Raw genomic sequence first — 25,975 nt, 5'->3', positions numbered from 1 at the left:
GCTACCAGATGCGGACGCGGTCCTCCGGAGAGAGCCACATCGCGTCGGATTCCGTGGTTTTGTAGGTGTTGTGGAATTCGTCGATGTTCTTCACCACCGCGTTGCAGCGGAACTCGGGGGGTGAGTGGGGGTCGATGGTGAGGCGGCGGGCGGCTTCTTCGGGGCGGGTCTTGGTGGCCCAGGCGTGTGCCCAGGCGGCGAAGAAGCGCTCGGCACCGGCCTGCAACTCCTCCTCGGTCTCGGTGCCGTCCAGGGACAACTGGTAGGCGACGTACGCGATCGACAGACCGCCGAGGTCGCCGATGTTCTCGCCGAGGGTGAGTTTGCCGTTGACCTTCTGGCCGGGGGTTTCGGCCGGCTCGAGTGCGTCGTACTGCGCGACGAGTTTGTCGGTGCGCTGCTCGAAGGCTGCGCGGTCCGCGTCGGTCCACCAGTCGTTCAGGTTGCCGTCGCCGTCGTAGCGCGAGCCCTGGTCGTCGAATCCGTGGCCGATCTCGTGGCCGATCACCGCGCCGATCGCGCCGTAGTTGGTGGCGTCGTCGGCGACCAGGTCGAAGAACGGCGGCTGCAGGATGCCGGCCGGGAAGACGATCTCGTTCATCCGCGGGTTGTAGTAGGCGTTGACGGTCTGCGGCGTCATCCGCCACTCGTTCCGGTCGACCGGCTTGCCGAGTTTGGCGAGGTCCCGCGCAGTCTCCACCGCGACCGAGCGGCGGATGTTGCCGAACAGGTCGGCCGGGTCGATCTCGAGCGCCGAGTAGTCCTTCCACTCGTCCGGGTACCCGATCTTCGGGACGAAGGTGCCGAGCTTCTCGAGCGCCCGCTGCCGGGTGTCCGGGCCCATCCAGTCCAGCGCCTCGATCCGCTGCCGGTAGGCGGCGACCAGGTTCTGCACGAGCTCGACCATGCGGGCCTTGGCGTCCGGCGGGAAGTGCTCCGCGACGTACAGCTTGCCGAGCGCCTCTCCGAGCGCCTGCTCGACTGCGCCGACGGCGCGCTTCCAGCGCTCGCGCAGCTCGGGCGCACCGGTCAGGGTCTTGCCGTAGAACGCGAAGTTCTCGTTGACGAACGCCTGGCTCAGCAGCGGCGCCGCGCTGTGCACGACCCGCCAGGCCAGCCACTCCTTCCACCGATCGACGTCGACCTCCTGCAGCGCGGCCGCGGCCGCGGTCAGGAAGTCCGGCTCGCGGACCACGACCTCCGCGAACGCGCTCTCCGGTACGCCGGCACCGGCCAGCCACGTCGCCCAGTCGAACCCGGGCGTCAGTGCCTCGAGCCCGGACCGGTCGAGCTTGTTGTAGGTGAGCTGGACGTCGCGCTCCTTCACCCGGTCCCAGTGCGCGCCGGCGACCCGGGTCTCCAGCTCCATGATCCGTTCGGCGGCGGCGGTCGCGTCCGACAGCCCGGCGAGCTCCAGCATCGTCGCCACGTGGTCGACGTACGCCGTCCGGATCTCGGCGAAGCTGTCCTCGCGGTAGTACGACTCGTCGGGCAGGCTGAGGCCGCCCTGGGTCAGGTGGACGATGTTCTCGTCGGACTTCTTCGCGTCGGCGTCGACCCAGTAGTGGAAGACCCCCGGCACGCCCTGCAGCTCGAGCTGCCCGAGGACGGACACGAGGCCGGTCACGTCGGTCACGCCCGCGACCAGGGCGAGCTGCTCGGCGATCGGCTCGGCGCCGAGCCGCTCGATCGTCTCGGTGTCCATGAAGCTGGTGTAGAGGTCGGCGATCTTCCGCGGCTCGCTGCCTTCCGGGTGCCCGGCCGCGACGGTCTTCTCGACGAGCGCGCGGACGTCCTGCTCGGCGGTGTCCCGGAGCGCGTGGAACGCACCGTGGATCGCCTTGTCCGCGGGAATCTCGTGCTCCGCCAGCCACGCCCCGTTCACGTAGCGGTACAGATCGTCCTGCGGGCGAACCGCCACCGAGTCGTCGAGTTCTGCTGTCATCCCTGACCCCTTGTCCCAAGTCGAGTTGCTGCCAGCGAACATACCCGGTTCGCGAATCCGCCGGTTTGAACTATCCACAGGACCGCCACGTTCTCCCGGGTAAAGACCACGGATCAGGGAGGACCCGCCCATGTCACACCCCGTCCGCAGGCGCACTGCCCTTGCCGGTGTGCCGGCCGTACTGCTGGGCCTGGCGAGCACCTCGGCAGCGAGCGCCGCACCAGTCCCCTACCCGACGCGATTCGAGTTGCCGGACGGATTCCAGCCGGAAGGCATCGCGATCGCCCGCGGTACGGCGTACTTCGGTTCCCGCGCCGACGGGGACATCTACGCCGCCTCACTGCGGACCGGCCTCGGCAAGGTGATCAGTCAGGGCCCGGGCACCGGCTCGCTCGGGATGAAGGTCGACCCGTTCGGCCGCCTGTTCGTCGCCGGGGCCGCCGGCGGGAACGGCCGGGTGATCGACACCCGCACCGGCAAGGTCCTGGCCGGCTACACGTTCACCACCGCGACGCCGACCTTCGTGAACGACGTCGTACTCGCCAATGACGGCGCGTACTTCACCGACTCGCAGCAGCCCGTCTTCTACCGCGTCGCCGGTGCGAAGCCCGAGACGATTCCGCTCAGCGGCGACTACCAGCACCTGCCCGGCAACAACGCGAACGGCATCTCGCTGACCCCGGACGGCCGCGCGCTGATCATGGTGCAGTCGTCCACCGGCTTCCTGCTGCGGGTCGACCCGCGGACCGGTGTGGCCCGGCGGATCGACCTCGGCGACGCTTTGATGACCAACGGCGACGGCCTGCTCCTGCTCGACCGCACGCTGTACGTCGTCCAGAACCGACTGAACACGATCGCGGTACTCGAACTGAACGACACCGGCACGAAGGGCGAGTTGGTCGGCGAACTGACCAGCCCGGACTTCGACGTACCGACGACCGTCGCAGCGTTCGGCAACCGGCTCTACCTGCCGAATGCCCGCTTCACCACGTCACCGACTCCCACCACTCCGTACTGGGTCACAGCAGTCAAGCGCTGAGCCGTTCCCGACCGGCACCGGCCGTCCTACGGTGTGACGGAGGGGAGGAATCATGCACAAACGTCACGTGATGGCCGCTCTCGGCCTGCCCGTCCTGCTGATGGGCCTCGTCTCCACGTCGGCGGCCGCCACCGTTGCACCCGCGCCCGGACCGGCCGTCGTCAAGCACTCGGTCTACGACGCGCCTTGCGACCGGATCCGCTTCGGGGACCAGCAGACGTCCCGGCAGACATCCCGGCAGTCCAGGGCGTTCCCGACGCGGATCGACCTACCGAACGGATTCCAGCCGGAAGGCATCGCGATCAGCCGCGGTACGGCGTACTTCGGATCGCTCGTCGACGGCGACATCTACGCCGCCACGCTGCGCACGGGCCGCGGAAAGCTGATCAGCCAGGGACCCGGTACGCCGTCGGTCGGACTGAAGGCAGACAACCGCGGACGGCTGTGGATCGCCGGCGGGTCGGCCGGGAACGCCCGCGTGGTCGACATCCGCACCGGCAAGATCCTGAAGAGCTACACGTTGACCACCGAGACGGCGACGTTCGTGAACGACGTGGTGCTGAGCAGGACCAGCGCCTGGTTCACGGACTCCAGTCGCCCCGTCGTCTACCAGGTGCCGATCGGCCGGCACGGCCAGCTCTTGAATCAGGTGCGGACCGTTCCGCTGAGCGGCGACTATGTGCACGATCCGACCGGCTTCAACGGCAACGGCATCACGCTGACGCCGGACCGCCGGGCGCTGATCATCGTGCAGTCGTCGACCGGATTCCTGTTCCGGGTCGATCCGCGGACCGGCGTCACCAAGCGCGTGGACCTCGGTGGCACGCTGATGACGAACGGTGACGGGATGCTGCTGCTCGGACGGTTGCTGTACGTCGTGCAGAACTTCTCCAACCAGGTCGCGGTGGTGCGCCTCGACCGCGCCGGGACGACGGGCCGGCAGATCCGGACCATTACCGATCCGGGGTTCGACATCCCGACGACCGCTGCCGCGTTCGGGTCCAGGCTGTACCTGGTGAACGCCCGGTTCAGCACTCCGCCGACGGCGACGACGCCCTACTGGGCCACGGCGGTCCGCCGCTGAGGGTCACCGGACGGTGCGGAGGTCGCCTCGGGCAGCGGCCTTGAGGCGGCTTCCGCACGACAGGCGCACGGAGTAGCCGGCCGGGATGTTCAGCGGCTCGCCGGTCTGCGGATTGCGGCCGGTGCGCGGGGCGCGCAGCACCCGCTCGATGCTGAGCAGGCCGGTCAGCGACACCTTGTCGCCGCGCTGCACGGCCTCGGTGACGACGTCGCCCAGCGCGTCGATGACGTTCTCGGCCTGGCCTCGCGGGATACCCGCCTTCTGCGCCACGCCGGCGATCAGTTCGTTCCGGTTCACGGCTCTCCTCAGACTCGGTTCACACTTCCGAGAAGCACCTTAACCGAAATGATTGTCATTAGCGAGAAGTGTCCGTGATCAGAGACCGTCTTGGTCGTGCCAGTGGTTCTGCCAGCGGTTGTCGATCGCGTCGTCGGCCCGCTGGTAGCGGATGTCGGTCGACAGGCGGAGCTCCGTCGACACGTTGTCGAGTGCCGCGTGGACGGTGTGTGCGGTGTGTACGACGACGTCTCCGGCGGCGTAGTCCGTGACCAGCCAGTTGGCGTCGTACTGCGTGGCTAGAGCGGGCAGGTCCGCGGTGATGGACGCAGCCGGGCGCTTGAGCCGGCCGGCCGCCTCTTCCTCGAGCACTCTGTGATGACTGCCCTCCAGGTAGGTCAGTCCGCCGCGGCTGACCGGGCAGTCGCCCAGTGGGATCCACGCGGACAGCACGTGGTCGCTGCCGCCGCGCAGGTATACGAGGTCGTAGTGCGCCTGGGTCGCCGTACCGATGCCGTTCTCGCCCGGCGCTGTCTGCCGGATGATCTTCCGCCGGTGCAGGAACGGCTCACCACCGAGGAACCACTCGAACCAGCCCTTCAACGCCGGCTGCGCACAGAAGGCCGCGTACTCGGCCCCCGGCACGATCTCCTCGAACAGCACCTTCCGGTACGACGCTCTGTCCGCGACAGGCCCCGTCAACCCAAAGTAGTACTCCCGGAACGCCAGCACCACGGCAGGGTCCAGCAGACCGGCCAGGAACAGGTACCCGTCCCGCTGCAATCGTGCGCGTAGCTGCGCCCGATCGCCCCGCTCCTCCTCAGGCACCGCAACCAGCTCACCCAACCGCCGCTCATCGAGCACATATCCGTTAGACGTCAGCACACCTCCATTCCACCGGCGCACGGCGCTCAGCGGAATGGACACCCGCCCCGGCTTCTTGGACTCTTGCATCCGTGCAGAACTGGCCTGTCCGTTGCGGCCGTCGCGCGGCGGGTCGGCTACGACGATCCGGCGTACTTCAGCCGTCTGTTCGCCGCCAGGGTTGGGATGTCGCCGGTCGCGTTCCGGCGGTCCGGTTCGATCTCCGGGCGGATTTCCTCCCTTTGAAGGAGGCGCCATCGACTTTCCGACGTGTAAAACCATTCACTGGGGTGACGTGCCGGAGGGCCGGTCACCGATACGGTCATGGCTATGAGTGAAACGCAGCCCATCGACCCGCGACAGGCGAACCCGGCGCGACGCCCGAAGAAGCGCCGCAACTGGTTCCTCCGGACCGTCGGACTGATCGTCCTGCTGATCGTTGCGATGCTGATCGCCGTCCCGCTCTACGCCTGGAGCCGGATCGACAAGCTCGACGCGATGCCCACCGGCGAGCGGCCGGCCGAGACCCCCGGTACGACGTACCTGATGGTCGGATCGGACGCCCGCGAGGACCTCAGCCGGGCCGAGCGCGCCCGGCTGCACACCGGCGGCGACGCCGGCCCGCCGCGGACCGACTCGATCATGCTGATGCACGTCCCGAAGTCCGGCCCGACGGTGCTGATCAGCATCCCGCGCGACAGCGCGGTGAACATCCCCGGCGTCGAGGGCAAGCAGAAGATCAACGCCGCCTTCAACAAGGGTCCGGCGGCGCTGATCCAGACGATCGAGAACAACACCGGGCTGCGCATCGACCACTACGTCGAGGTCGGCTTCGGCGGTTTCGCGTCGGTGATCGACAGCGTCGGCGGCATCACGATGTGCTTGCCGAAGGCAATGAACGACGACAAGGCGCACATCAACCTGCCGGCCGGCTGCCAGCAACTGGACGGCGTGAACGCGCTCGGGTACGTGCGCTCGCGGCACGCCGACGGCAAGAACGACTTCGGCCGGACCGAGCGGCAGCGGCAGATGGTCGGCGCGGTCGCGAAGAAGGCCGCCTCACCGTCGACGTTCCTGAACCCGGTGCGGTACTACAACGTCGCGACCAAGGGCGTCGACGCACTGACCGTCGACAAGGACATGAGCCTGTTCGACTTCGTCCGGTTCGCCCGCGGCATGCAGGCGATCTCCGGCAGCGGCGGCGTCGCGCTGAGCGTGCCGACCAGCGACGACAACTTCCGGCTGTGCTGCAACCGGGGCGACGCGGTGAAGTGGGACACCGCCAAGGCGAAGGCGCTCTTCAACGCGCTCAAGGAAGACAACACCAGCGGCCTGAAGAGCAGTTGACCGTCCTCGTCCACGCGGTGGTGAGCCTGGGGATGCTCATCGTCGTACCCCTCGGCCTCACCCTCCTGCCGACGCGAACCACCAGCACTCGTTGGTGGTTCGCGTTCGCCGTTCCTGGTGCGGTGGCTCTGTGGCTGCCACGTGGTGCGGTGTCGATCGTGCTGGCGTCGGTCTACTTTGCCGGGACGCTCGTGCTCATCGCACTGGCTGCACGGCACTTCTTCCAGCACAGGACCGTCAGCACACGACAGGTGGCGCTCTACACAGCACTGGCCACGCCGTCGATCGCGGCGCTCGCACTGGTCGCCGAGCGTTCGTCGTACGAGCTGTTCGGCTTCAACCTGACCGTGCTGTCGCTGACGGTCGCCCACTTCCATTTCGCTGGCTTCGCGGCCGCGCTGATGGCCTACCTCGCTGCGGACGGTCTAGCGGCCGTGAGTGTTCCACTGGGTACTGCGATCGTTCTGCTCGGGTTCTTCCTCGGCGACCCGGTGGAGCTCGTAGGAGCCGTCGTACTGACCGCAGGCATGTGGCTGGTCGGCTGGAACCTGTGGAAGCGGTCGCAACGTGCGGACCGGACTACAGCGATCCTGTTGACGGTGTCCGGCTCCGTGCTCGTGCTGACGATGCTGCTCGCTGTCAGTTGGGCACTGGGACATGTGGTGGACACGCCGTACCTGCCGTTGGAGTGGATGGTTGCCACGCACGGCGTGGCGAATGCGGTTGGCTTTGCGCTGTGCGGCGTACTGGCGATGCGACGGGAAGGAGCCCGATGAAGCTGGAAGACCTGGCGGGGTTGCGGTTCACGTACGACGAGGTGGGGTGCACGCAGTACGACGAGACGCCCGAGGGCTTCCACCGACTGGAGTATCGGCAGCGGATCGGCGACGGGGACGAGGTGTTCCAGCGGGCTGCTGACGCGTTGCTGACGTGGCGCATGCACCGCGCGGCCGGCATACCGGTGACTGCGACCGCCACACCACCGCAGGTCGGCACCGACTCGCTGGGCCGCCTAGGACCCGGCATGCTGATCCGTCGCCTCCGAACACAGACTCAACTAGGCCTGCCAGTTCCGTGCCGGGTCGTCCGGGTCGTCAACGAACCGGACCGCATCGGCTTCGCGTACGGCACCTTGGAAGGCCACCCCGAGGCCGGCGAGGAGTCCTTTCTCGTCACCCGCGACCAGGACGGCGTGTACGCCGCTATCCGCGCCTACAGCCGCCCTGCCACCTGGTACACCCATCCGGCTGGTCCCATCACCCGCAAGGCCCAGCACTACGCCGCCACCCGCTACGCCGCAGCCCTCCGCCGCTTGGCTACCTGAGGCATGCAAAGGCCCCGCGAGCTCATACCTCCGCGGGGCCGCGACCTTTGTACCGTCTGCAACCACACCAGCGTTCGAGCGACACGCGAACAACAGGCGACAACCCGAGGTGCACTGCGAGCCGCAGTACTGCGAGACTGTGGCGGGTGAGTCCTAAGACGTTGTCGGATCTGGTGGCGCCGGACTGGGCTGAGGCGTTGGCTCCGGTCGAAGAGACTGTGGCGCGGATGGGTGAGTTCCTCCGTGGGGAGCTCGCCGCGGGGCGGGCCTATCTGCCGGCCGGGGAGAACGTGCTGCGCGCGTTCCACCGGCCGCTGCAACAGGTGAAGGTGCTCATTGTCGGGCAGGACCCGTATCCGACACCGGGACACCCGGTCGGGCTCAGTTTCTCGGTGGCCCCCGACGTACGGCCGATCCCACGCAGTCTCGCGAACATCTACCGCGAGCTGATGGCGGACGTCGGCGTACCGGCGCCGTCCAACGGTGACCTCACACCCTGGGCCGACCAAGGCGTACTGATGCTCAACAGAGTGCTGACCGTGCAGCCGGGCAAGTCAGGTGCACACCGCGGCAAGGGCTGGGAGAGCGTCACCGAGCAGGCGATCCACGCGCTGGTCGACCGCGGCGGCCCGCTGGTCGCGATCCTCTGGGGACGCGACGCCCAGACGCTCAAGCCGATGCTGGGCAGCACACCGTACGTCGAGAGCGCGCACCCGAGCCCGATGTCCGCCGACCGCGGCTTCTTCGGCTCCCGCCCGTTCAGCCGCGTCAACGCCCTCCTCGCCGAGCAGGGCGCCGAGCCAATCGACTGGCGCCTCCCCTAACCCCACTTTTTCAGCGGTACGACGACGCGCCGGGACCTCGTGGTCACGGCGCGTTGTCGTGTTTAGGAAAGATTTGTTCGAATGATGCATTGCAGGATCGTTCAACAATCTCCTATGGTGAGCGGAATCGCCCTGTCCCTCCGGGAGGAACCATGTGGGTTCTGCTCGCCATCGCGGTGGTAGTCGTCGGGTTCGCCCTCCGGATCAACTCGATGCTGGTCGTCACGGCGGCCGGCATCGTGGCCGGCCTGATCGGCGGACTGTCTCCGGTCAAGATCCTCAACGCGTTCGGCGACGGCTTCGCCGGCAGCCGGTCCGTCACCGTCTTCATCGTCACACTGCCCGTCATCGGGCTGATCGAGCGCTACGGCCTGCAACACCAGGCCCGCAAGCTGATCGGCAAGCTCAAGGTCGTCACGACCGGCCGCTTGCTGGCCATCTACCTGCTGATCCGGCAAGGCACCGCGGCCCTCGGTCTGACCAGCATCGGCGGTCCCGCGCAGGCGGTCCGGCCGCTCATCCACCCGATGGCCGCCGGCGCCGCGGAACGCCGCTACGGCAAGCTCCCGGAGAAACTCCAGGAGAAGATCAAGGGCTTCGCCGCCAGCGCCGACACGGTCGGGCTGTTCTTCGGTGAGGACATCTTCGTCGCGATCGGTTCGATCCTGCTGATCACCGGCTTCGTCGACACGACGTACGGCCTGCACCTGGAAGCGATCGACATCGCACTCTGGGCGATCCCGACCGGGATCTGCGCGCTGCTCATCCACGGCACCCGTCTGCTGCTCCTCGATCGCCGGCTGGACAAGCTCGCAGCCGAGGACAAGGCCGCGACGACGGAGGCCGCGCGATGATCAAGGTCGAGTGGTTCTACTGGCTGTGCGGGATCTTCTTCGTCCTGATCGCGCTGCAGGTGCTCAACGACCGCAGCAACCCGAAGCGGGTCGGCAGCGCGGCGTTCTGGGGCATCCTCGGCCTCTCGTTCGGCTACGGCACCTTCGTGGTGAACAAGCAGGCGCCGTCCTGGCTGCTCGGTATCGCGGTGATCGGCCTCGCGGTCCTGGCCGGCTCAGGCTTCCCGGGCAAGGGCGAGGAGCGTACGACGACTCCCGCCGAGCGCGTGCACTTCGCCGACCGGTTCGGCAACAAGCTGTTCCTGCCCGCGCTGGTCATCCCGGTCGTCGCGGCGATCTTCGGGGCCTGGCTCGCGAAGGTGAAGCTCGGCGACGGCAAGCTGCTGCTGCAGACCGGCTCCGCCACCATCATCGGTCTGGGGGTCGCGTCGATCCTGGCGCTGATCGTCGGCATGGTGCTGCTCCGGCCGAAGTCCCCGGCCGTGCCGGTGCACGAGGGGCGTCGTCTGCTCGAGCACATCGGCTGGGCGGCGATCCTGCCACAGATGCTGGCCACGCTAGGCCTGCTGTTCAACACGTCCGGCGTCGGCAAGGCGGTCGGGCGGGTCACCGACCACCTGGTCCCGAAGGGCTCGTTGATCGCCGCGGTCGCCCTGTACTGCATCGGCATGGCGGTCTTCACGATCATCATGGGCAACGCGTTCGCCGCGTTCCCGGTCATGACGGCCGCGGTCGGCTGGCCGCTGCTGCACGAGCAGTTCCATGGCACGCCCGCGATCATCTTCGCGGTCGGCATGCTGGCCGGCTTCTGCGGCACCTTGTGTACGCCGATGGCGGCCAACTTCAACCTGGTCCCAGCGGCCTTGCTCGAAATGAAGGACCAGTACGGGCCGATCAAGGCGCAGATCCCGACCGCGATCCCGCTGCTGGGCTGCAACATCCTGATCATGTATTTCTTCGCATTCTAAGGAGTTTCATGAAGTACGCCGCCGCCTGGGCCGACCTCGCCTGCGAGGTGCTCGAGACGCCGTACCCGTACGGCACGGCCCACGCGTCGCAGGGCCCGGACGACGTCGACGTGACCCCGGATCGTCTGCACCCGGCGTTCCACGGGTCCTACGACTGGCACTCCAGCGCACACATGCAGTGGTCCCTGGTCCGGTTGCTCACGTTGGCGCCGGACCAGGTCGGCCGCCGCCCGATCGAGGTCCTCGACCGGCGCCTGACGCCCGACGCGATCGCCACCGAGGCCGCGTACCTACGGGAGCGTCCGTCGTACGAACGCCCGTACGGCTGGGCCTGGGCGGCGATGCTGGTCGCCGCCACCCGCAAGACCCAGTGGGCAGACGCGCTCACTCCGCTCGGCGATGTCATCGCCGACCTCGTCCTCGCCTGGTTGCCGAAGCAGGCCTACCCGGTGCGGCACGGCGTACACCTCAACTCCGCGTTCGCTCTCGCGCTCCTGCACGAGGCGTACGGCGAGCTGGCGCGCGCTGACGTGGTCGAGGCGATCCGCGCTCGCGCGCTGCAGTGGTTCGGGAGCGACACGGCGTACGACACCCGGTTCGAGCCATCGGGGACTGACTTCTTGTCACCGGCGCTGTCCGAGGCGGAGCTGATGCGGCGCGTGCTGCCGGACGCCGAGTTCGTCAGTTGGCTGTCTGCATTCCTGCCGGGGCTGGGCGGCGACGCGCATCAGCGCCTGCTTGAGGTGCCGGTGACGGATGACACCGGTGACGGGCAGTTGGCGCACTTGTCCGGGCTGGCCTTGTCACGGGCGTGGCAGCTGCGGACGATCGCGCCGGCGCTGTCGGATGTCGCCGAGGTACTGCGAGCCGGCGCGGACCGTCAGGTCGATGCGGTGCTGCCGACGGTCACCGACGGGGACTTCATGTCGACGCACTGGCTGGTGTCGTTCGCCCTCCTCGCTGACCAGGCGTAGCTCCCTGATCCCCTTCGGGTGATTGACACCCGGACGCAGTCCGCCGTACGGTCTCGGGCTAATAGGAAACTTTCCTAACAGTCCGGACGATCAGCGCGGCGAGTACCCGCGGGCGGCGAAGGGAGGCAGGGTTGGCACATGGCAACAACACCCGGAACGCCGCGCCTGCTCCGCGCGATGAACGACCGCGCCGCCCTGGACCTGCTGCTCAGCCAGGGCCCGCTCTCCCGCACCACGCTGGGCAACCTGACCGGGCTGTCGAAGCCGACCGCGTCCCAGCTGCTCGCGCGGCTGGAGGCGGCCCGGCTGGTCCGCCCGAGCGGCACCACCGCCGGCCGTCCCGGCCCGAACGCGCAGTTGTACGAGATCAACGGCAGCATCGCGTACGTCGGCGGTCTGGACGTCACGCCGACCCGCATCCGTGCCGCCGTCGCGGACCTGACCGGCAAGGTGGTCGGCCGCTACGAGCTGGCCACCCCGGGCCGCAGCGCCAAGGGCACGGTCGACCGGGTCATCAAGGCGATCGAGGGCGCGGCCGGCGAGGCGGGCCTGAGCCGTGAGCGCCTGCACCGGGTCTCGATCGGCACACCTGGCGGTTTCGACCCGACGACCGGCCGGCTGCGGTACGCGACGCATCTGCCCGGGTGGCACGCCCCGCACCTGCTCGAGGAGCTGGCCGCGGCGATCGCCGTACCGCTGGAGGTCGAGAACGACGTCAACCTGGCCGCGATCGCGGAGCAGCGCGTCGGCCACGCCCAGGAGCACGACAACTTCGTGCTGCTCTGGGGCGAGGAAGGCATCGGCGCCGCGATCGTCATCAACGGCCGCCTGCACCGCGGCGCGACCGGCGGCGCCGGCGAGGTGGCGTTCCTGCCGCTTCCGGGTACGCCGTTGGTCCGCAACGTCGGACGCAACAACGCCGGCGGTTTCCAGGAACTCGCCGGCGGCGAACCGGTCCTGGAGCTCGCCCGTGAGCACGGCCTGAAAGCCCGTACGCCGGAAGCCGCGATCGCGGCCGCACTACAGACCGAGGGCGCGGGCGACGCCGTACTGCACGAGTTCGCACACCGGCTCGCGGTCGGTCTGGCCGCGATCGTCGCGGTCGTCGACCCGGAGCTGATCGTGCTGGCCGGTGGCGTCATCACCGCGGGCGGCGAACGCCTGCGCGGGCTGGTCCAGGACGAGCTCGCCGATCTCGCCGTACCGCGGCCGCAGCTGTTGATGACCGCGATCAGCACCGACCCCGTGCTCTCCGGAGCACTGCAGTCCGCCCTGAGCACCACCCGCGACGAGGTCTTCGATACCGCGGGTCCACCCATCACCTAGGAGTCAACAGATGAAACTCGCAGTCGTTGGTGGCGGATCCACTTACACGCCTGAGCTCGTGGATGGCTTCGCCCGACTGCGGGACACGTTGCCGGTGTCGGAGCTTGTGCTCGTCGATCCGGTGGCCGACCGGCTCGAGCTGGTCGGCGGTCTGGCGCGGCGCATCTTCGCCAAACAAGGACATGCCGGCCGGGTGATCACCACGTCGGACCTGGACGCGGGGATCGAGGGCGCGGACGCCGTACTGCTGCAGCTGCGCGTCGGTGGGCAGGCTGCACGCAACGAGGACGAGACGTGGCCGCTGGAATGCGGTTGCGTGGGTCAGGAGACCACAGGTGCCGGCGGTCTCGCGAAGGCGCTGCGGACGGTACCTGTCGTGCTGGACATTGCCGAGCGAGTACGGCGTACCAATCCGGACGCGTGGATCATCGACTTCACCAACCCGGTCGGGATCGTGACGCGGGCCCTGCTGTCCCACGGGCACAAGGCAGTCGGGCTGTGCAACGTGGCCATCGGGTTCCAGCGCCGGTTCGCCGCGATGCTGGGAGTGACACCGGAGGAGGTGTCGCTCGACCACGTCGGGCTCAACCACCTCACCTGGGAGCGCGCGGTCCGCGTCAACGGCTCGAATGTGCTGCCGCAACTTCTAGAAGAACACCTGTCCGAGATCTCGGATGACCTGCACCTCCCACCGGACCTGGTGCGACAGCTCGGCGTCGTGCCGTCGTACTACCTGCGCTACTACTACGCACACGACGCCGTGGTGCAGGAGCTGCTGACAAAGCCGTCCCGAGCCGCTGAGGTCGCTGCACTCGAGAGGGAGCTGCTCGACATGTACGCCGACCCGCAGCTCGACGAGAAGCCCGCACTGCTCGAGAAGCGCGGCGGCGCGTACTACTCCGAGGCGGCCGTCGCCCTCGCCTCGTCCCTGCTGAACGACACCGGCGACGTGCAGGTCGTCAACACTCTCAACAACGGCACGTTCTCGTTCTTGCCAGATGACGCTGTGATCGAAGTGCCGGCCACGGTCAACGCACAGGGCACGACACCGGAGCCGGTCTCCCCACTGGAGCCCTTGTACGCCGGACTGGTCGCCCACGTGACGGCGTACGAGGACCTGGCGCTGGAGGCTGCCGTGAAGGGCGGATCGGAGCGAGTGTTCCAAGCTCTGCTGGCGCATCCACTGGTCGGGCAGATCTCCATCGCACAGGAGCTCACGGACAAACTGCTGGCGCACAACAAGGACTACCTCCCGTGGGCGCGCTAGTCCCAGGCGGTGTTCTCGCCTTCGACGCCGGCAACAGCAAGACCGACGTCGCTCTCGTCGCAGCCGACGGGGCAGTACTCGGTACGGCGCGTGGCGGCGGGTTCGAACCGCAGCGGATCGGCGCCGCGGCCGCTGTGGACGGACTGCAGCCACTGGTCCGGGCTGCGGCGGCCGCGGCCGGCCTGCGCGTCGGCGACGTACCGTTGGTGCAGCAGATCTCGGCGTGCCTGGCCAACGCCGACCTGCCGATAGAGGTCGAGCGACTGACCGCTGTCTTCGAGGACCGCGGCTGGGCCGAGTCGGTGTACGTCACCAACGACACCTTCGCGCTGCTGCGCTCCGGGGTGGACGAGCCGCGTGGTGTCGCGGTTGTCTGCGGCGCGGGCATCAACTGCTCCGGAATGCTGCCGGACGGGCGGACCGCGCGGTTCCCAGCCCTGGGCAAGCTGACCGGCGACTGGGGTGGCGGAGCACAGCTGGCCGAGGAGGCGTTCTGGTCGGCGTCCCGGGCCGACGACGGTCGCGGACCCGCCACCGCACTGCTCACCGCATTGCCGATGCACTACGGGATGGAGTCCCTGACCGCGGTGATCGAGGCGTTCCACTTCGGTGAGCTGCCGGCCGAGCGGCAGTTGGAGGCCGCGCCGGTGCTGTTCCAGGTCGCGGCCGATGGCGATGTTGTTGCCCTAGGCATCATTCAGCAGCAGGCCGAGGAGATCGTCGCGATGGCGTCGAGCGCGTTGCGGCGGCTCGACCTGCTCGGCGAGCGGGTCACCGTGGTCCTCGGCGGCGGCGTGCTGACGGCAGGCCACTCGATTCTTCTCGACCGGGTCACGAAGCTGCTCGCCGACGTTGCCCCGAAGGCGATTCCGCGCGTGGTCGACATACCGCCGGTGGTCGGTGCGGCCCTGCTCGGTCTTGACCACACGGCCGCCGGAACGAGCGCTCAGGAACGGTTACGTGCGGCGTTCGCGCCACCGCCGGCTGCTTGATGTTGCAGGCCTGTTTCATTCGAATCCGATGCAAACTCCCGAGTGCGGTGTGGCGTCCCACCAGTAGGACCACATCCACTCGGGAGGTCGATGATGATTCGCAGGATCATTGGTCTAGGTAGCACGACAGCACTCGCGGTCACCGCACCGCTGCTTCTCACCGGCGCCGCGCCGGCGAACGCCGGCACCACCACCAGCTGCAGCCAACTGCAGTCCGCCAAGAGCATCTCGGCGGTGTCGTACGCCGACCGGCTCGTTCGCGCCTGGGGTCGCGGCGACACCGCGGCGACCAACTGCTACGCATCCACAGCGGCAGCACGCACCCTTTACGCACAGACGACGCGCGGCGGGATCCACTGGCGGCGCGTCTCCACCGAAGGCGCCGCGGGCACGATCTACGTGACGTACCACGACGACGCCCGCGGCGGGAACCTCACGATCGGCGTACAGAACGTCGGTCTGCGCGCCGCGGACGGCTGGCATGCCGCGTACACCGCCAAGTTCGCCGGCGAGCCGAAGGCCTGGAACGCAGTCCAGTGGTCGGACAACCTCGTCCGGGCCTGGGGGCGCGGCGACGCGAAGTGGACCGCCTACTACGCGACGCCGAAGGTCGTCGGGCAACTGCACAACATCTCCGCGACGGGCGGATCGCACTGGCGACGGATCTCGGCCGAGGGTGCGGCGGGTACGACGTACACGACGTACAAGAACGACGCCACCGGGCGGATCCTGCGGATCGGCATCTCGCATGTCGCATTGTCGGACGGGGACGCGCACGCGGCGTACACAGTGACCTACTGGTGATTACTTGAGCTCGACCTGCTTGGATGTAATCATGATTACATGAGTACACAGACCGAGCAGGAGAAGGTGCGGGGCTGGCTGACCGGACGGTTGCCGGGCGACTGGTTCGAGGGTGAGATCGAACTCGAGATCGACCGGGACGAGATCCTGATCGTCGGCCGGATCCCCGCACCCGAGCAGAACAAGGACGTGAGCGCGGCCGAGCGCTCCGCCGCCGAGGAAGGCCGGATCAAGCAGTTCCGCGAGGACACCCGCGAGCGCCGGATCGAGATCGCCCGCGAACTCGAGCACGCCACCCGGCGGAAGGTCGCGTGGGGTCTGCGCTGCGGCGAGACCCGCACCGTCTTCACCTCGCTGTCCGCGCCGGTGATGACCCGCCTCCGCCAGCCCGAACGCCAGGTCCTCGACACCCTCGTCGACGCCGGCGTGGCCCGCTCCCGCAGCGACGCCCTCGGCTGGTGCGTCAAACTCGTCGCCCAGCACAGCGAAACCTGGCTGGCCGACCTCCGCGAAGCCATGACAAAGGTAGAAGAGGTCCGCAAAGCCGGCCCCGACAACAGCTGACAGGTGCCAACCTACGACGGTTTGCGTGGAGCAAGTGCCCCGCAACTGGTGACGCGCCGTCCCACCGAGGGTTCGGCTCGGCGATCGGCAGCTCGACAGGTAGAGCACCGGCGAGACGCTGTACACGCGGACGTATTCACGCTCAGGTGCACTACCCGGCCACCTGACACATCCTGTCGAGCTGCGAATCACACGCAGCGACCACCTTCGCTCACAGGGACGGGCGGCAACCCGGTTGGATTGCCGCCCGCGTGAGGAGAACCGCCTCGGTGTGAACTTCTTGGTTACTGGCCCTGCTGCCAGGTGCCGTTCGACGGGGTGCCGTTGGACCAGTTGCCGGAGCTGTGGGCGGCCGGATGCTGCTCGGGCTGGGTGGGCTGGGTGGGCTGGGCGGGCTGGGTGGGCTGGGTGGGCTGCTGGTAGCCGCCCTCGTAGTTGCCCTGGCCCTGGTAGTTTCCCTGGCCCTGGTAGTCGCCCTGCTGCGGGTACGCCGTCGTACCGTCCATCCCGTTCTGCGCGGCCGGCTTGACCATCTTGTCCTTGTCGAACAGGTTGTTCAGTGCGCGGCCGGCCATCTCGCGGCCCCCGAGACCGAAAGCGAGACCGAGAGCAAGCGCGGCGCCCGCGAGGACGATCAGCAGCGTGTTGCCGGTGAGCTGGACCGCGACACCGAGCTGGGTCAGCGCGGCGAACGCGGCGTACACGAGGACGGCGTACCGGGCCACCTTGGCCAGGGTCTCGTTACCGGTCGCACCGCGGATGACCGCGGCCAGGAAGTTGGCGAACAACGCCGCCAGGCAGACGATCACGATCGCCGCGAAGATCCGCGGGATGTAGCCGAGCATGTCGCTCATGAAGTTCGAGATCTCCGGAACGCCGAGTGCGGAGGCGAACATCGTGAAGCTGATCAGGAAGACGAACCAGAACACGACCTTGCCCAGCATCGCCGAAGCGGTCAGCCCCGTGCCCGACCGTTGCAGCACACCGGAGACGCCGGCCCGTTCCATCCAGCCGTCGAAGCCGACGCGGCCGAGCAGCTTGCCGACGAGATTGCCGAGGATCTTGGCCACGAAGTAGCCGACGACCAGGATGACCAGGCCGCCCAGCAGGTTCGGGATGAACGACAGCAGTTTGCTGAACGCATCCTCGAACGGCTGGGTGAAGTCGATTGCTAACGCTGACATCGGATGTTCCTTCCGGACTGGCCCGCATCCGCTGTCGGCGCACAACTGCCCCAACCCCGGCACGGGCGGATGCAGTGGTGTCCAGTATCACTCGTACCCTTCGATGCCTTGGGCAAACAACGTTCCAGGCGCGCCGGACAAGGAAAGGTGTTTGCGTAAGGCAATCACCATGGCGGTACTTCGGTGCTTACCCTGCCGACTGAACCGCTTCAGGCGTTTGCGATCCTGTACCTATGAACGATGTCGTCATCCGCCGCGCCACCGCTTCCGACGTCGCCGCGATTGTCGCGATGATCGCCGACGACCAGCTCGGCGCCACCCGCGAGTCGCTCGACGACCTGACGCCGTACCTGGCGGCGTTCGAGCAGATCGATGCCGACTCCAACCAACTGCTGATGGTTGCTGACCGCAACGGCGAGGTGATCGGCACGCTCCAGCTGACGATCATCCCCGGCCTGTCGCGCCGCGGCTCCACCCGCGGCCTGATCGAGGCCGTCCGCGTCGCCGCTCCCGCCCGCGGCTCCGGCCTCGGCACCATGCTCGTCCGATGGGCCGTCGAAGAATCCCGCACCCGCGGCTGCAGCCTCGTCCAGCTCACGTCGGACAAATCCCGCACCAACGCCCACCGCTTCTACACAAACCTGGGCTTCGCCAACACCCACGAAGGCTTCAAACTCAAACTCCGGTAACACTGCCCGCCGGCGCCGCCCAGGTTTTGCAACCGCTCGGGCCCTTCGCCTTGAACGCCTGCCGTAACCACCTGTCGAAGTTGATCGAGTCGGCGGCACGACGGTAGTACCCGGGATGCCCGTAGTGATCGAGACGTTCCCCGTGGATCCGGAACGTCTCCCGGTTGGCCCCGAAGAACGCCGCCGCGAAGCAGTGCGCCTGCATCTCGCTGCGGTGCTCCTCTACCTGCTCCTGCGCTGCATCCCGAGCCGAGGAGTAGCGCTCGTGGTACTGGTCGAGGATGCCCGTCACTTCCTGCACATGGTGGCCGTACTCGTGTGCGATCAGCCACTGCACCGACGCTCGGGTGTCTTCCTGGGACGCTCCCTCGACGATGTACTCCGGCCAGTTGAAGTAGATGCCGTGGTTGGAGGAGCAGTAGAGACCGTAGTACTCCTTGTCCATCACTGCGCAGTCCGTCTTCGTTCCCGCCGGCGACGAGTACACGGCGGACGGCCGGACGAAGTCGAATCCCGCGCGGGTGATCACCGGCGCCCAAGCCCTGTCCAGGCAGGCCACAAAGGCGTTCGCGTAGCGGATCATCGCCTGCTTGTTCGCCAGCTTCGCTGTCGGCAGCGAGCAACTGACAGCTGCGATCTGACCTGCCCTGTACAGCGGGTTGTACAGCAGGAGCTCGTCCTTGATCGGCTCCGGTGCCTGCACCGCCTTCCCGACCGGCGCTTGTACCGGAGCCGTGGTCGCAGTCGGAGTCGCGGTTGGAGTCACCTCCGGCGCGGCAACCTCTCGAGTGCAGCCACCGGCCAACACCACGGCGACGAACACTGCCACCACACGTGCCGTACGACGCATCTCAGCTCACCCAGCCCGCGGGGCGACCCACGTGTTGCAGGCGGCCGGCGACATGGCGGTGAAAGCGGCCGCCGCCCACTCGGTATTGCTTTGGGGCGATCCGTGATCCCGCGCGGTCGCCGGCGGGTGGTCACCGTACGACGCCTCCGACAGGTACGCCTCGTACCTGGCGCCGTACAGGTCGAGGGGGGTCTGATTAGCGCCGAGGAAGGCGGAGCCGAAGCAGGACGCCTGCAGTTCGTGGCGACGCATCGGCTCGAGGTGAGCCGATCCGGCGACCTCGCCCCATCGATCGTCGTAATACGTCGAGATCCCGACGAGTTCCTGCACGTGGTGCCCGAACTCGTGCGCCATCGTGACCAGGGTGTACACCTGCGCCGCCACGTGGCCGTAGTCCTCCCACTGGCCGAGCTCCTCCCAGTCGAAGTAGATCCCTGAATCCGCGGGGCAGTAGTAGGCGTGGTCCTTCTCGGCGAAGGTGCCGCAAGCCGTCTTCGATCCCTGGCGGACGGCGTACACGGCCGACGGCCGGAACCTGACGCCCGCACGCACTACCACTGGCTTCCACGCTCGCTGCAGACAGTCCTGGAACGCGTTCAAGTACCGCTGCACGGCCTTCTGCGATCGCAGCACGACGTCTGGCACTACGCACGCCACCGCCGGAACCTGTCCCGCCGAGTAGATCCTGTTGCGCACCAGGTACTTCTGCCCCCGTGGGCTGTACGTCGGAGTAGCCGCCGGCTTGCCCGGCACAGCCTTGGGCTTAGGACTCGCTTTCGGACTCGGAGTCGGACTCGTCCTCGGTGTCGGACTAGTCGTCGGTGTCGCACTCGGGCTCGGTGTCGGACTCGGCGTCGTACTGGTGCCGGGTGTCACCGGGTCCGGGAGCGCGCCATCCGTCCGCTCGCATCCACCGGCAATCGCCACAAGCAGCCCGACGACCCCAACCAAAGCCGCTCGGCGCACGCTCAGCTCACCTTGGCGGCGGGGGCGGTGAAGGTGTTGCAGACCTTGGGGTCGGCGGATTTGAAGGCGGGTTCGGACCAGAGCCAGTAGTTCTTGCGGGAGCCGTGGTCGCGGATCTTCTTCGGGTTGTACTCGTCGCCGCTGTGCTGGGTCTCCCATTCCCAGAGCTTCAGCTTGCGGCCGGAGAGGCCGAGAGCCTTCTTGTTCGCGCCGAGGAAGGCCGCGCCGAAGCAGCTCGCCTGCAGCTCGGTACGCCGGCTCCACTCGAGTTCCTCCGCCTTCGTCTTCGCCCAACCCTCGCGGGATCCGGCGGCGGTGAGCATCTCGGTGAGTTTCTGCACGTGGTGGCCGTACTCGTGCGCCATCGTGTCCATCATCCACACTCGCGCCGCGAGCGGATCCGTCTTGTAGAACTTGGCGTCTTCCTTCCAGCTGACGTAGATGGTCTCGTCAGCCGGGCAGTAGAACGCGACGTCCTCCTCGCCGGTGCAGCTCGCCGAGGTGTTCTGGCTGGTCTGCAGCACCACCTTCGGCGGACGGAACGGGTAGCCGGACTTTTGCAGCACCGGCGCCCAGGCCTTGTCCAGGCAGGGTGCGAGAGCCCTGTAGTACCGCAGGATCGCCGACTGGGAGTCCGGCTTGATCGCCGGCTCCTTGCAGCTCACGGCGCCGACCTTGCCGGCGGTGTAGATCTTGTTCTGCTGCAGCCGGACCACGTCCGGAACGCCCTGTTTGGTGACGGTGACCGTCGGGTTCGGTGGGATGGGGAGTGGGGCCTGGGACTTTCGCACCGAGGGTTGGGCGAGGGGATTTTCCACGTTGCCGTAGGAGTCGACGAGGCGGAATCCGGCGATGGTGGCGCCGGTGAGCATCAGGATGACCAGGATCGACAAGCCGACGATGACCGGCCGAGAGTACTGTCGCGGCGGGGCGGCCGGTGGTGGTTCGGTGGTGAACTGGGCGCCGGAGCGCGACGGGTTCGAGTGCCAGCCGGTCGGGCGGGGGCCGCCGACGCGGCGGGTGCCGGTCAGCGGCGTGAGCGGTACGCCGGTCCGCGGCGCGGCGGGCGGGCCGCTGTACTCACTCGTCGTACCCGGTTCTGTCGGCAGCGGACGTGCCTTACGACGTACCGGGGTGTCGTCGAGCGACACCGAGCGGGCTCGACCGAGGCCACCCGGCTGCGTGCTCTTCAGGGTCAGCGGGCGTGTGCCGGCTGCCGGTTCGCCGGACGCGAAGTGCCCGGGCCCCGGCACACCTTCCTCGGAGTCAGGCATCGATCGTTCCTATCTCGCTCAGCTGACCTTGGCGGATGCTGCGACGAAAGTGTTGCAGGACCCGGGGTTGGTTGTCGCCAGGCCCTGGTTCATCCACAGCGCAAGGCTCTTGCTGGAACCGTGGTCGCGGACTTTGTCCTTGGTGTTCTCGTCGCCGCGCCGCTGGATGAGTCCGTTCCATTGCCTCAGCAGTTCGCCGCGCAACGGGAAGCTCGTTCTGGCCGCGCCGAAGAACACCGCGCCGAAGCAGTACGCCTGGAGCGCGGCACGCCGGTTCATCTCCAGTTGCGCGGCCTTGCTCGCCGCGGTGTCGGCGAGGTTGTCGGAGGCCTCGGCCATCCCGGTCAGGTTCTGCAGGTGTACGCCGTACACGAAGCCGAAGGACTGGGCCATCTCGGCGCGTACCTCGGCCTTGTTCTTCGGATACTCCTCGACGAGCTCCTGCCACGGCATGGTCGCGCTGCCACCGTGCTCGTCCTGGCAGTACAGGGCGAGGTCGTGCTGGACGCCGCAGGCGGTCTCGTCACCGTCGGAGAAGATGACCAGGTTCGGCGACCGGAACTCGAACCCGGCCTTGGTGACGATCGGCTCCCAGGCCTTGTCCATACACGCGGTCAGCGCCTGGTAGTACGAGCGGACGTTTTCCATGGACGTCGGCCGGAACGCGGGTTCCGGGCACTTCGCCACGGCCAGCGCCCCGGCGGCGTAGATCGGGTTCTTGCCGACGATGTCGGTGCCCGGCGTCCCCTTGCCGATCGGGCCCTTGGTCGTCGGCGCGCCGCTCGACTTCGCGGACGGCGTGCCGTTCGGATTCGGGAGGTTGAAGCTGGGCGAGGAGAGCACCTTGACCGCGAACGTCGCGCCGCCGCCGAGGAACACCAGCACCGCGACGACCATCAGCGCGATCAGCCCCTTGGACCGCTGCTTCGGGACGAACGGCACCGGCTGCGGGTGGAACACCTCCCGGTACGCCGCGGCGGCGCGGTCGTCGGCCGGCGGCGGACCGAGACGGCCGCCGGGAAGCGTCGTACGACGGGAGTCGATCCGGGACCCGCTCAACTGCGGCGGCGTCGGCGGCGCTTCCCCGCCGAGCCGCGGCGTGGGTGCCGCCAACGGCGCCCCCGAGGGTGCGTTCGACGAGGCCGTCGACGGTGCGGAAACCCCCGGTTTCCGGTCGTCGCCCGCGATCTGGTCCCCGTCGCCGCCTGGCAGGAAGTGCCCAGGCTTGGGTGCCGGCTTGTCCGCCATAACTTCCCGCTTCTCCCCAGTTACCGGCCGTCCGCCGGTCCCACCCGATGCATCAGAAGGGCCGGAACACCCCCAGTGCCGGCCGCCGCACGATATTACGGCCTGGACCGCCATCCCGAGAACCGCATTGCACCTATTGACACCATTCCGCGACCACGCACCGCTTGACGACTACGGACCGCGTTCAGTCGGATACGCGGCCGTGGGCGAGGAAGTGGGGGCTGGCGGCTTGGAGTTTGGGGTCGGATTCGACCTGGCGGGCGAGGAGGACGGCGGCGGGGAGCAGGGTTTCGATGGCGTCCGGGGCAGCGTTCTCGAGGATGTTGCTGGCGGGGCCTTCTATGCCGAGGACTTCTACGTCGGTGAGGCCGGCTGTGGTGAGTTCGGTGGCGAGTTCTTCGGCGTGGTGGAAGTAGGCGACGGTGAAGCCGTTGGTGCCGTCGATGCTGCCGGAGGCGAAGGCGTCGAGGAACAGGGGCAGTCGCTCCTCGGTGAGGGTGCCGTTGCTGCCGGCCTCGAGCAGGCCGCCGTACCGATTGATGCCCGCGGCGACGACTACCCCACCGGGACGCGTCACCCGTACCGCTTCCGCCAACGCCCGCGCACGATCCGCCGCGTCGACCAGGTGGTAGAGCGGACCGAGGAGGAGCGTCACGTCCACGCTCGCATCCCCCTGCCGGAGTGCCCGCGCATCGCCCTCCTCTGCCGCGAACGTCCCGATCGTCGCCGCCTGCTCCACATGCTCCGGAACCGGGTCGACCAGCGTGACCTGATGCCCGTCCGCCGCAAGCCATCGCGCGTGGACGCCGGTCGCACCACCGACATCCAGTACGACGGACGCAGGCGGGAGCCACCGCCGCAGCAACTCCTGGGTACGCAGGAACTCGAGCCGGCCGTGCCCGCGGACGACCAGCCGATCGTCCTCGACGTACCGGTCCCGATAGAAAGAGCGAATCACCGGATCAAGTTGAGTCATTCCCCCACTGTGCTGAACGAAAATTCCAGGCACATCCCGTTTTACTCCCACTACCCTGTGGCTCGCCGCCCGCAAGCGCTGAGCCGCCTGGCATGCTGGGGGCATGAGTTGGGCTGTGTATGCGATGCGCGGGCCAGGAGGCGTACGGCGCCTCGACGACATTCCGGTCGACTACGAGCCGCCGGCGGTCGGTCTGGCGACCGACGTGGTGGCCAAGGTCCGGGAAGTGGTGCCGGACGTCGACACGAGCAAACCGTCCTGGCTGGCGCTGCGAAGTCCGGAGTACGACGTCGAGATGACGATCGGCAAGGGCGTCGAGGTCCGCGACATCACCTTCTACCTGAACGACGGCCCGCGGTCGATCCCGATCGTGATGGAGATCAGCCGCCGCCTCGGCGTCACGCCGTACGACACCGAGTCCGGCAACTTCCTCACCGAGGAGTCCCGTCCCCCGGTCCCGCCCCCGATGACCGCCGACGAGATCAAGATGAACAAGCCGAAATGGTGGAAGTTCGGCCGCAAGTAGCTCCGGGCCTGCTTGCCCTCCCACTGCGGCATGTTCTACGATCAGGACGATCGTACAGGACGATCGCCCTGGAGGAATGCGATGGCGCCGACGGCGAAACAAGGTCAGGAGGTGCGGCAGCGGCTGTTGGCTGCTGCGGCTGAGCTGATCCCCGAGCGCGGCTGGTCGGCGGTGAGCACGCGGATCCTGGCCGAGCGCGCCGGTGTCACCCCGAGCGTCGTGCACTACCACTTCTCGTCCGTGCAGGACGTGCTGACCGAGGCCGCGATCAGCGCCATGCGGCAGGTGCTCACTACGACCGACGAACTCTTCACGTCCGCGACCACACCGGCCGTCGCGATCGACGCGCTGCTGGCCTCGATCGAGCAGTACGACGGGACCGACCCGATGTCGCTGCTCTTCACCGAGACCTACCTGGCCGCGACCCGCGACGAGCGTCTGCACACGCAGATCGCCGGCCTGGTGACGGACTTCCGGACCCGCCTGGCCGACTGGCTCACGATCCACCAGGTCGTCGAGCCGGCCGCGACCGCCGCCGTCCTCGCGGCAACCATCGACGGCCTGCTCCTGCATCGGACCCTCGGGCCGGAATCCCCAGCCCTGACTACCGTTCTGCGAAGGCTGGTGAGTTGACATGCACGCGATCATCTGTGGAGCCGGGATCGCCGGACTTGCGCTGGCGAACCGCTTGTCGGCGCTCGGCCAGGACGTCACCGTCCTTGAACGCAGTCCCGGTCCCCGCCCGCAGGGCTACATGATCGACTTCTTCGGCCCGGGATACGACGCGATGTGCGCGATGGGACTGTTGCCCGCGATGCAAGAGGTCGCGTACCACGTCGAAGAAGCGGTCCTGGTCGACGAGGACGGCCGCCAGCAGGCGGGCATCAACATCCTGCAGTTCGCCGAAGGCGACGTGCTCAGCATGATGCGACCGGATCTCGAACAGGTCCTGCGCGAACACCTGCCGGGCGACGTGAACCTGCGGTACGGCGCCACGCTCACGGGCGTCACGCCGCGTTCAGACGGCGTACGGGTCGAGCTCGCCGACGGGTCGACGCTCGACGGGGAGCTGTTGATCGGTGCCGACGGCATCCATTCCGCCGTACGCCGGCTCGTGTTCGGGCCGGAGTCGACGTACCTGCGGTTCCTCGGTTTTCACACCGCGGCCTACAGCTTCGACGCGCCGGAGATCCACGCCGAGGTGGGCGGGCGGTTCTGTCTGACGGACACGATGGGCAGCCAGTTCGGGTTCTACGCGCTGCGGGACGGGCGAGTGGCGTCGTTCGCGGTGCACCGTACGGCGGATCCCGTGACGCCGGCCGACACCCGGGCGGCGATCAGGTCGGCGTACGGCGATCTCGGCTGGGTGGTGCCGCGGGCGCTGGAGTTGTGCCCGGCCGACGACCAGATCTACTACGACCAGGTCGCGCAGATCGTGATGCCCCGGTGGAGTTCGGGGCGGGTCGCATTGGTCGGTGACGCTTGTGGGGCGGTGTCGCTGCTGGCTGGGCAGGGCGCGTCGCTCGGGGTCGCCGGGGCGTTCTTGCTCGCGGAGAAGCTGGTGAGCTCGTCGTCGATCGAGGACGGATTGGCTGAGTACGAACGCGTATGGCGACCTGTCGTCGAGGAGAAGCAGAAGGTCGCGCGGTCCACCGCGCGGTGGTTCCTGCCGCAGTCCCGGTTCGAGTTGGTCGCGCGTCGCGTGCTGCTTCGGTTCCTCCGCCTGCCGGTTCTCCGCAAGCTCCTCCCGGCCGCGCTCGCCGGCAAGCCCACGACGCTGATCCGCGACCTGCAGCCGACCCACTGAACG

The 25,975-nt window shown here is 68.1% G+C and carries 28 protein-coding genes; 19 read left to right on the top strand and 9 right to left on the bottom strand.

The features are described 5' to 3' along the window. Position 1: 1 nt before the first annotated feature. On the bottom strand, positions 2-1,945 hold the full coding sequence (locus tag EV137_RS23640; RefSeq protein WP_134130759.1) for a M13 family metallopeptidase: 1,944 nt from the start codon (positions 1,943-1,945) through the stop codon (positions 2-4). A gap of 130 nt (positions 1,946-2,075) precedes the next feature. Between EV137_RS23640 and EV137_RS23635 the strand changes: the two genes are divergently transcribed. Both EV137_RS23635 and EV137_RS23630 read left to right on the top strand, forming a co-directional pair. Beyond that, positions 2,076-2,984 carry an SMP-30/gluconolactonase/LRE family protein gene (locus tag EV137_RS23635; protein ID WP_134130758.1) on the top strand — a complete coding sequence of 303 codons (909 nt, stop codon included), beginning with the start codon at positions 2,076-2,078 and terminating at the stop codon, positions 2,982-2,984. Positions 2,985-3,036: 52 nt separating this feature from the next. Next, positions 3,037-4,068 carry an SMP-30/gluconolactonase/LRE family protein gene (locus EV137_RS23630; protein WP_134130757.1) on the top strand — a complete coding sequence of 344 codons (1,032 nt, stop codon included), beginning with the start codon at positions 3,037-3,039 and terminating at the stop codon, positions 4,066-4,068. A gap of 3 nt (positions 4,069-4,071) precedes the next feature. Here the strand turns inward: EV137_RS23630 and EV137_RS23625 are convergent, their stop codons facing one another. Continuing rightward, positions 4,072-4,365, bottom strand: a complete 294-nt coding sequence (locus EV137_RS23625) for an HU family DNA-binding protein (RefSeq protein WP_134130756.1) — start codon at positions 4,363-4,365, stop codon at positions 4,072-4,074. Between the two features lie 78 nt (positions 4,366-4,443). Continuing rightward, positions 4,444-5,229, bottom strand: a complete 786-nt coding sequence (locus EV137_RS23620) for a phytanoyl-CoA dioxygenase family protein (RefSeq protein WP_134130755.1) — start codon at positions 5,227-5,229, stop codon at positions 4,444-4,446. A 63-nt stretch (positions 5,230-5,292) separates the two neighbouring features. Between EV137_RS23620 and EV137_RS42050 the strand changes: the two genes are divergently transcribed. The 13 genes from EV137_RS42050 to abmR all read left to right on the top strand — a co-directional run bounded on the left by EV137_RS42050 (position 5,293) and on the right by abmR (position 16,452). Then, positions 5,293-5,454: a helix-turn-helix domain-containing protein gene (locus EV137_RS42050; RefSeq protein ID WP_375372035.1), complete on the top strand. Its 162-nt coding sequence runs from the start codon at positions 5,293-5,295 to the stop codon at positions 5,452-5,454. An 84-nt stretch (positions 5,455-5,538) separates the two neighbouring features. Further along, the gene (locus EV137_RS23610) at positions 5,539-6,555 is read left to right on the top strand and encodes an LCP family protein (RefSeq protein WP_134003722.1); all 1,017 of its coding nucleotides are present in this window, start codon (positions 5,539-5,541) and stop codon (positions 6,553-6,555) included. Continuing rightward, positions 6,552-7,331 carry a YndJ family protein gene (locus tag EV137_RS23605; RefSeq protein ID WP_134130754.1) on the top strand — a complete coding sequence of 260 codons (780 nt, stop codon included), beginning with the start codon at positions 6,552-6,554 and terminating at the stop codon, positions 7,329-7,331. The genes EV137_RS23610 and EV137_RS23605 overlap by 4 nt, the downstream gene beginning before the upstream one ends. Further along, entirely contained in the window at positions 7,328-7,879 is a 552-nt protein-coding gene (locus tag EV137_RS23600) for a DUF1990 domain-containing protein (protein WP_202871091.1), read from the top strand. Before EV137_RS23605 ends, EV137_RS23600 begins: the two co-directional genes overlap by 4 nt. 146 nt (positions 7,880-8,025) lie before the next feature. Then, positions 8,026-8,703 (top strand): uracil-DNA glycosylase, encoded by a 678-nt coding sequence (locus EV137_RS23595; protein ID WP_134003718.1) that lies wholly within the window; start codon positions 8,026-8,028, stop codon positions 8,701-8,703. Between the two features lie 152 nt (positions 8,704-8,855). Continuing rightward, entirely contained in the window at positions 8,856-9,557 is a 702-nt protein-coding gene (locus EV137_RS23590) for a DUF969 domain-containing protein (protein WP_134130753.1), read from the top strand. Next, positions 9,554-10,525: a DUF979 domain-containing protein gene (locus EV137_RS23585; RefSeq protein ID WP_134003714.1), complete on the top strand. Its 972-nt coding sequence runs from the start codon at positions 9,554-9,556 to the stop codon at positions 10,523-10,525. Before EV137_RS23590 ends, EV137_RS23585 begins: the two co-directional genes overlap by 4 nt. A gap of 8 nt (positions 10,526-10,533) precedes the next feature. Further along, entirely contained in the window at positions 10,534-11,499 is a 966-nt protein-coding gene (locus EV137_RS23580; RefSeq protein ID WP_134130752.1) for a DUF2891 domain-containing protein, read from the top strand. Between the two features lie 138 nt (positions 11,500-11,637). After that, positions 11,638-12,825 carry an ROK family transcriptional regulator gene (locus EV137_RS23575; protein ID WP_134130751.1) on the top strand — a complete coding sequence of 396 codons (1,188 nt, stop codon included), beginning with the start codon at positions 11,638-11,640 and terminating at the stop codon, positions 12,823-12,825. A gap of 10 nt (positions 12,826-12,835) precedes the next feature. After that, entirely contained in the window at positions 12,836-14,092 is a 1,257-nt protein-coding gene (locus EV137_RS23570) for a 6-phospho-beta-glucosidase (RefSeq protein ID WP_134130750.1), read from the top strand. Next, positions 14,080-15,084, top strand: coding sequence for an N-acetylglucosamine kinase (locus EV137_RS23565; RefSeq protein WP_134130749.1), 1,005 nt, complete (start codon positions 14,080-14,082; stop codon positions 15,082-15,084). The genes EV137_RS23570 and EV137_RS23565 overlap by 13 nt, the downstream gene beginning before the upstream one ends. A 90-nt stretch (positions 15,085-15,174) precedes the next feature. After that, complete coding sequence (locus tag EV137_RS23560) at positions 15,175-15,888, top strand: hypothetical protein (protein ID WP_134130748.1); 714 nt, start codon at positions 15,175-15,177, stop codon at positions 15,886-15,888. A 39-nt stretch (positions 15,889-15,927) separates the two neighbouring features. Beyond that, the gene (gene abmR, locus EV137_RS23555; RefSeq protein WP_134003702.1) at positions 15,928-16,452 is read left to right on the top strand and encodes an ATP-binding transcription factor AbmR; all 525 of its coding nucleotides are present in this window, start codon (positions 15,928-15,930) and stop codon (positions 16,450-16,452) included. 284 nt (positions 16,453-16,736) lie between these two features. Here the strand turns inward: abmR and EV137_RS23550 are convergent, their stop codons facing one another. Continuing rightward, complete coding sequence (locus tag EV137_RS23550; RefSeq protein WP_134130747.1) at positions 16,737-17,636, bottom strand: mechanosensitive ion channel family protein; 900 nt, start codon at positions 17,634-17,636, stop codon at positions 16,737-16,739. 233 nt (positions 17,637-17,869) lie between these two features. On the opposite strand from EV137_RS23550, the gene EV137_RS23545 reads away from it, so the two are divergent. After that, on the top strand, positions 17,870-18,325 hold the full coding sequence (locus EV137_RS23545; protein ID WP_134130746.1) for a GNAT family N-acetyltransferase: 456 nt from the start codon (positions 17,870-17,872) through the stop codon (positions 18,323-18,325). Here EV137_RS23545 and EV137_RS23540 read toward each other — a convergent pair. The 5 genes from EV137_RS23540 to EV137_RS23520 form a co-directional block, all read right to left on the bottom strand. Next, a complete protein-coding gene (locus EV137_RS23540; RefSeq protein WP_134130745.1) occupies positions 18,312-19,175 on the bottom strand; it encodes a neutral zinc metallopeptidase in 864 nt (287 codons plus the stop codon). The two genes, EV137_RS23545 and EV137_RS23540, sit on opposite strands and share 14 nt — an antisense overlap. Positions 19,176-19,181: 6 nt before the next feature. Continuing rightward, positions 19,182-19,871, bottom strand: coding sequence for a neutral zinc metallopeptidase (locus EV137_RS23535; protein ID WP_166679989.1), 690 nt, complete (start codon positions 19,869-19,871; stop codon positions 19,182-19,184). A gap of 272 nt (positions 19,872-20,143) precedes the next feature. Beyond that, complete coding sequence (locus EV137_RS23530; RefSeq protein ID WP_134130743.1) at positions 20,144-21,415, bottom strand: neutral zinc metallopeptidase; 1,272 nt, start codon at positions 21,413-21,415, stop codon at positions 20,144-20,146. Between the two features lie 18 nt (positions 21,416-21,433). Beyond that, positions 21,434-22,663 carry a neutral zinc metallopeptidase gene (locus EV137_RS23525; protein ID WP_134130742.1) on the bottom strand — a complete coding sequence of 410 codons (1,230 nt, stop codon included), beginning with the start codon at positions 22,661-22,663 and terminating at the stop codon, positions 21,434-21,436. Between the two features lie 184 nt (positions 22,664-22,847). Next, the gene (locus EV137_RS23520) at positions 22,848-23,639 is read right to left on the bottom strand and encodes a class I SAM-dependent methyltransferase (RefSeq protein ID WP_134130741.1); all 792 of its coding nucleotides are present in this window, start codon (positions 23,637-23,639) and stop codon (positions 22,848-22,850) included. A gap of 103 nt (positions 23,640-23,742) precedes the next feature. Here EV137_RS23520 and EV137_RS23515 point away from each other — a divergent pair, with 103 nt between their 5' ends. The 3 genes from EV137_RS23515 to EV137_RS23505 all read left to right on the top strand — a co-directional run bounded on the left by EV137_RS23515 (position 23,743) and on the right by EV137_RS23505 (position 25,972). Beyond that, positions 23,743-24,165, top strand: a complete 423-nt coding sequence (locus tag EV137_RS23515) for a hypothetical protein (protein ID WP_133784832.1) — start codon at positions 23,743-23,745, stop codon at positions 24,163-24,165. Between the two features lie 81 nt (positions 24,166-24,246). Continuing rightward, positions 24,247-24,798 carry a TetR/AcrR family transcriptional regulator gene (locus tag EV137_RS23510; RefSeq protein ID WP_134003687.1) on the top strand — a complete coding sequence of 184 codons (552 nt, stop codon included), beginning with the start codon at positions 24,247-24,249 and terminating at the stop codon, positions 24,796-24,798. Between the two features lies 1 nt (position 24,799). Next, the gene (locus EV137_RS23505; RefSeq protein ID WP_134130740.1) at positions 24,800-25,972 is read left to right on the top strand and encodes an FAD-dependent monooxygenase; all 1,173 of its coding nucleotides are present in this window, start codon (positions 24,800-24,802) and stop codon (positions 25,970-25,972) included. The last annotated feature ends 3 nt before the right edge of the window (positions 25,973-25,975 follow it).

The sequence above is a fragment of the Kribbella pratensis genome (assembly GCF_004366075.1).
GTDB lineage: Bacteria > Actinomycetota > Actinomycetes > Propionibacteriales > Kribbellaceae > Kribbella > Kribbella pratensis.
Note: the sequence above shows the minus strand (reverse complement) of the source record. Positions and strands in the feature narration are given on the sequence as shown.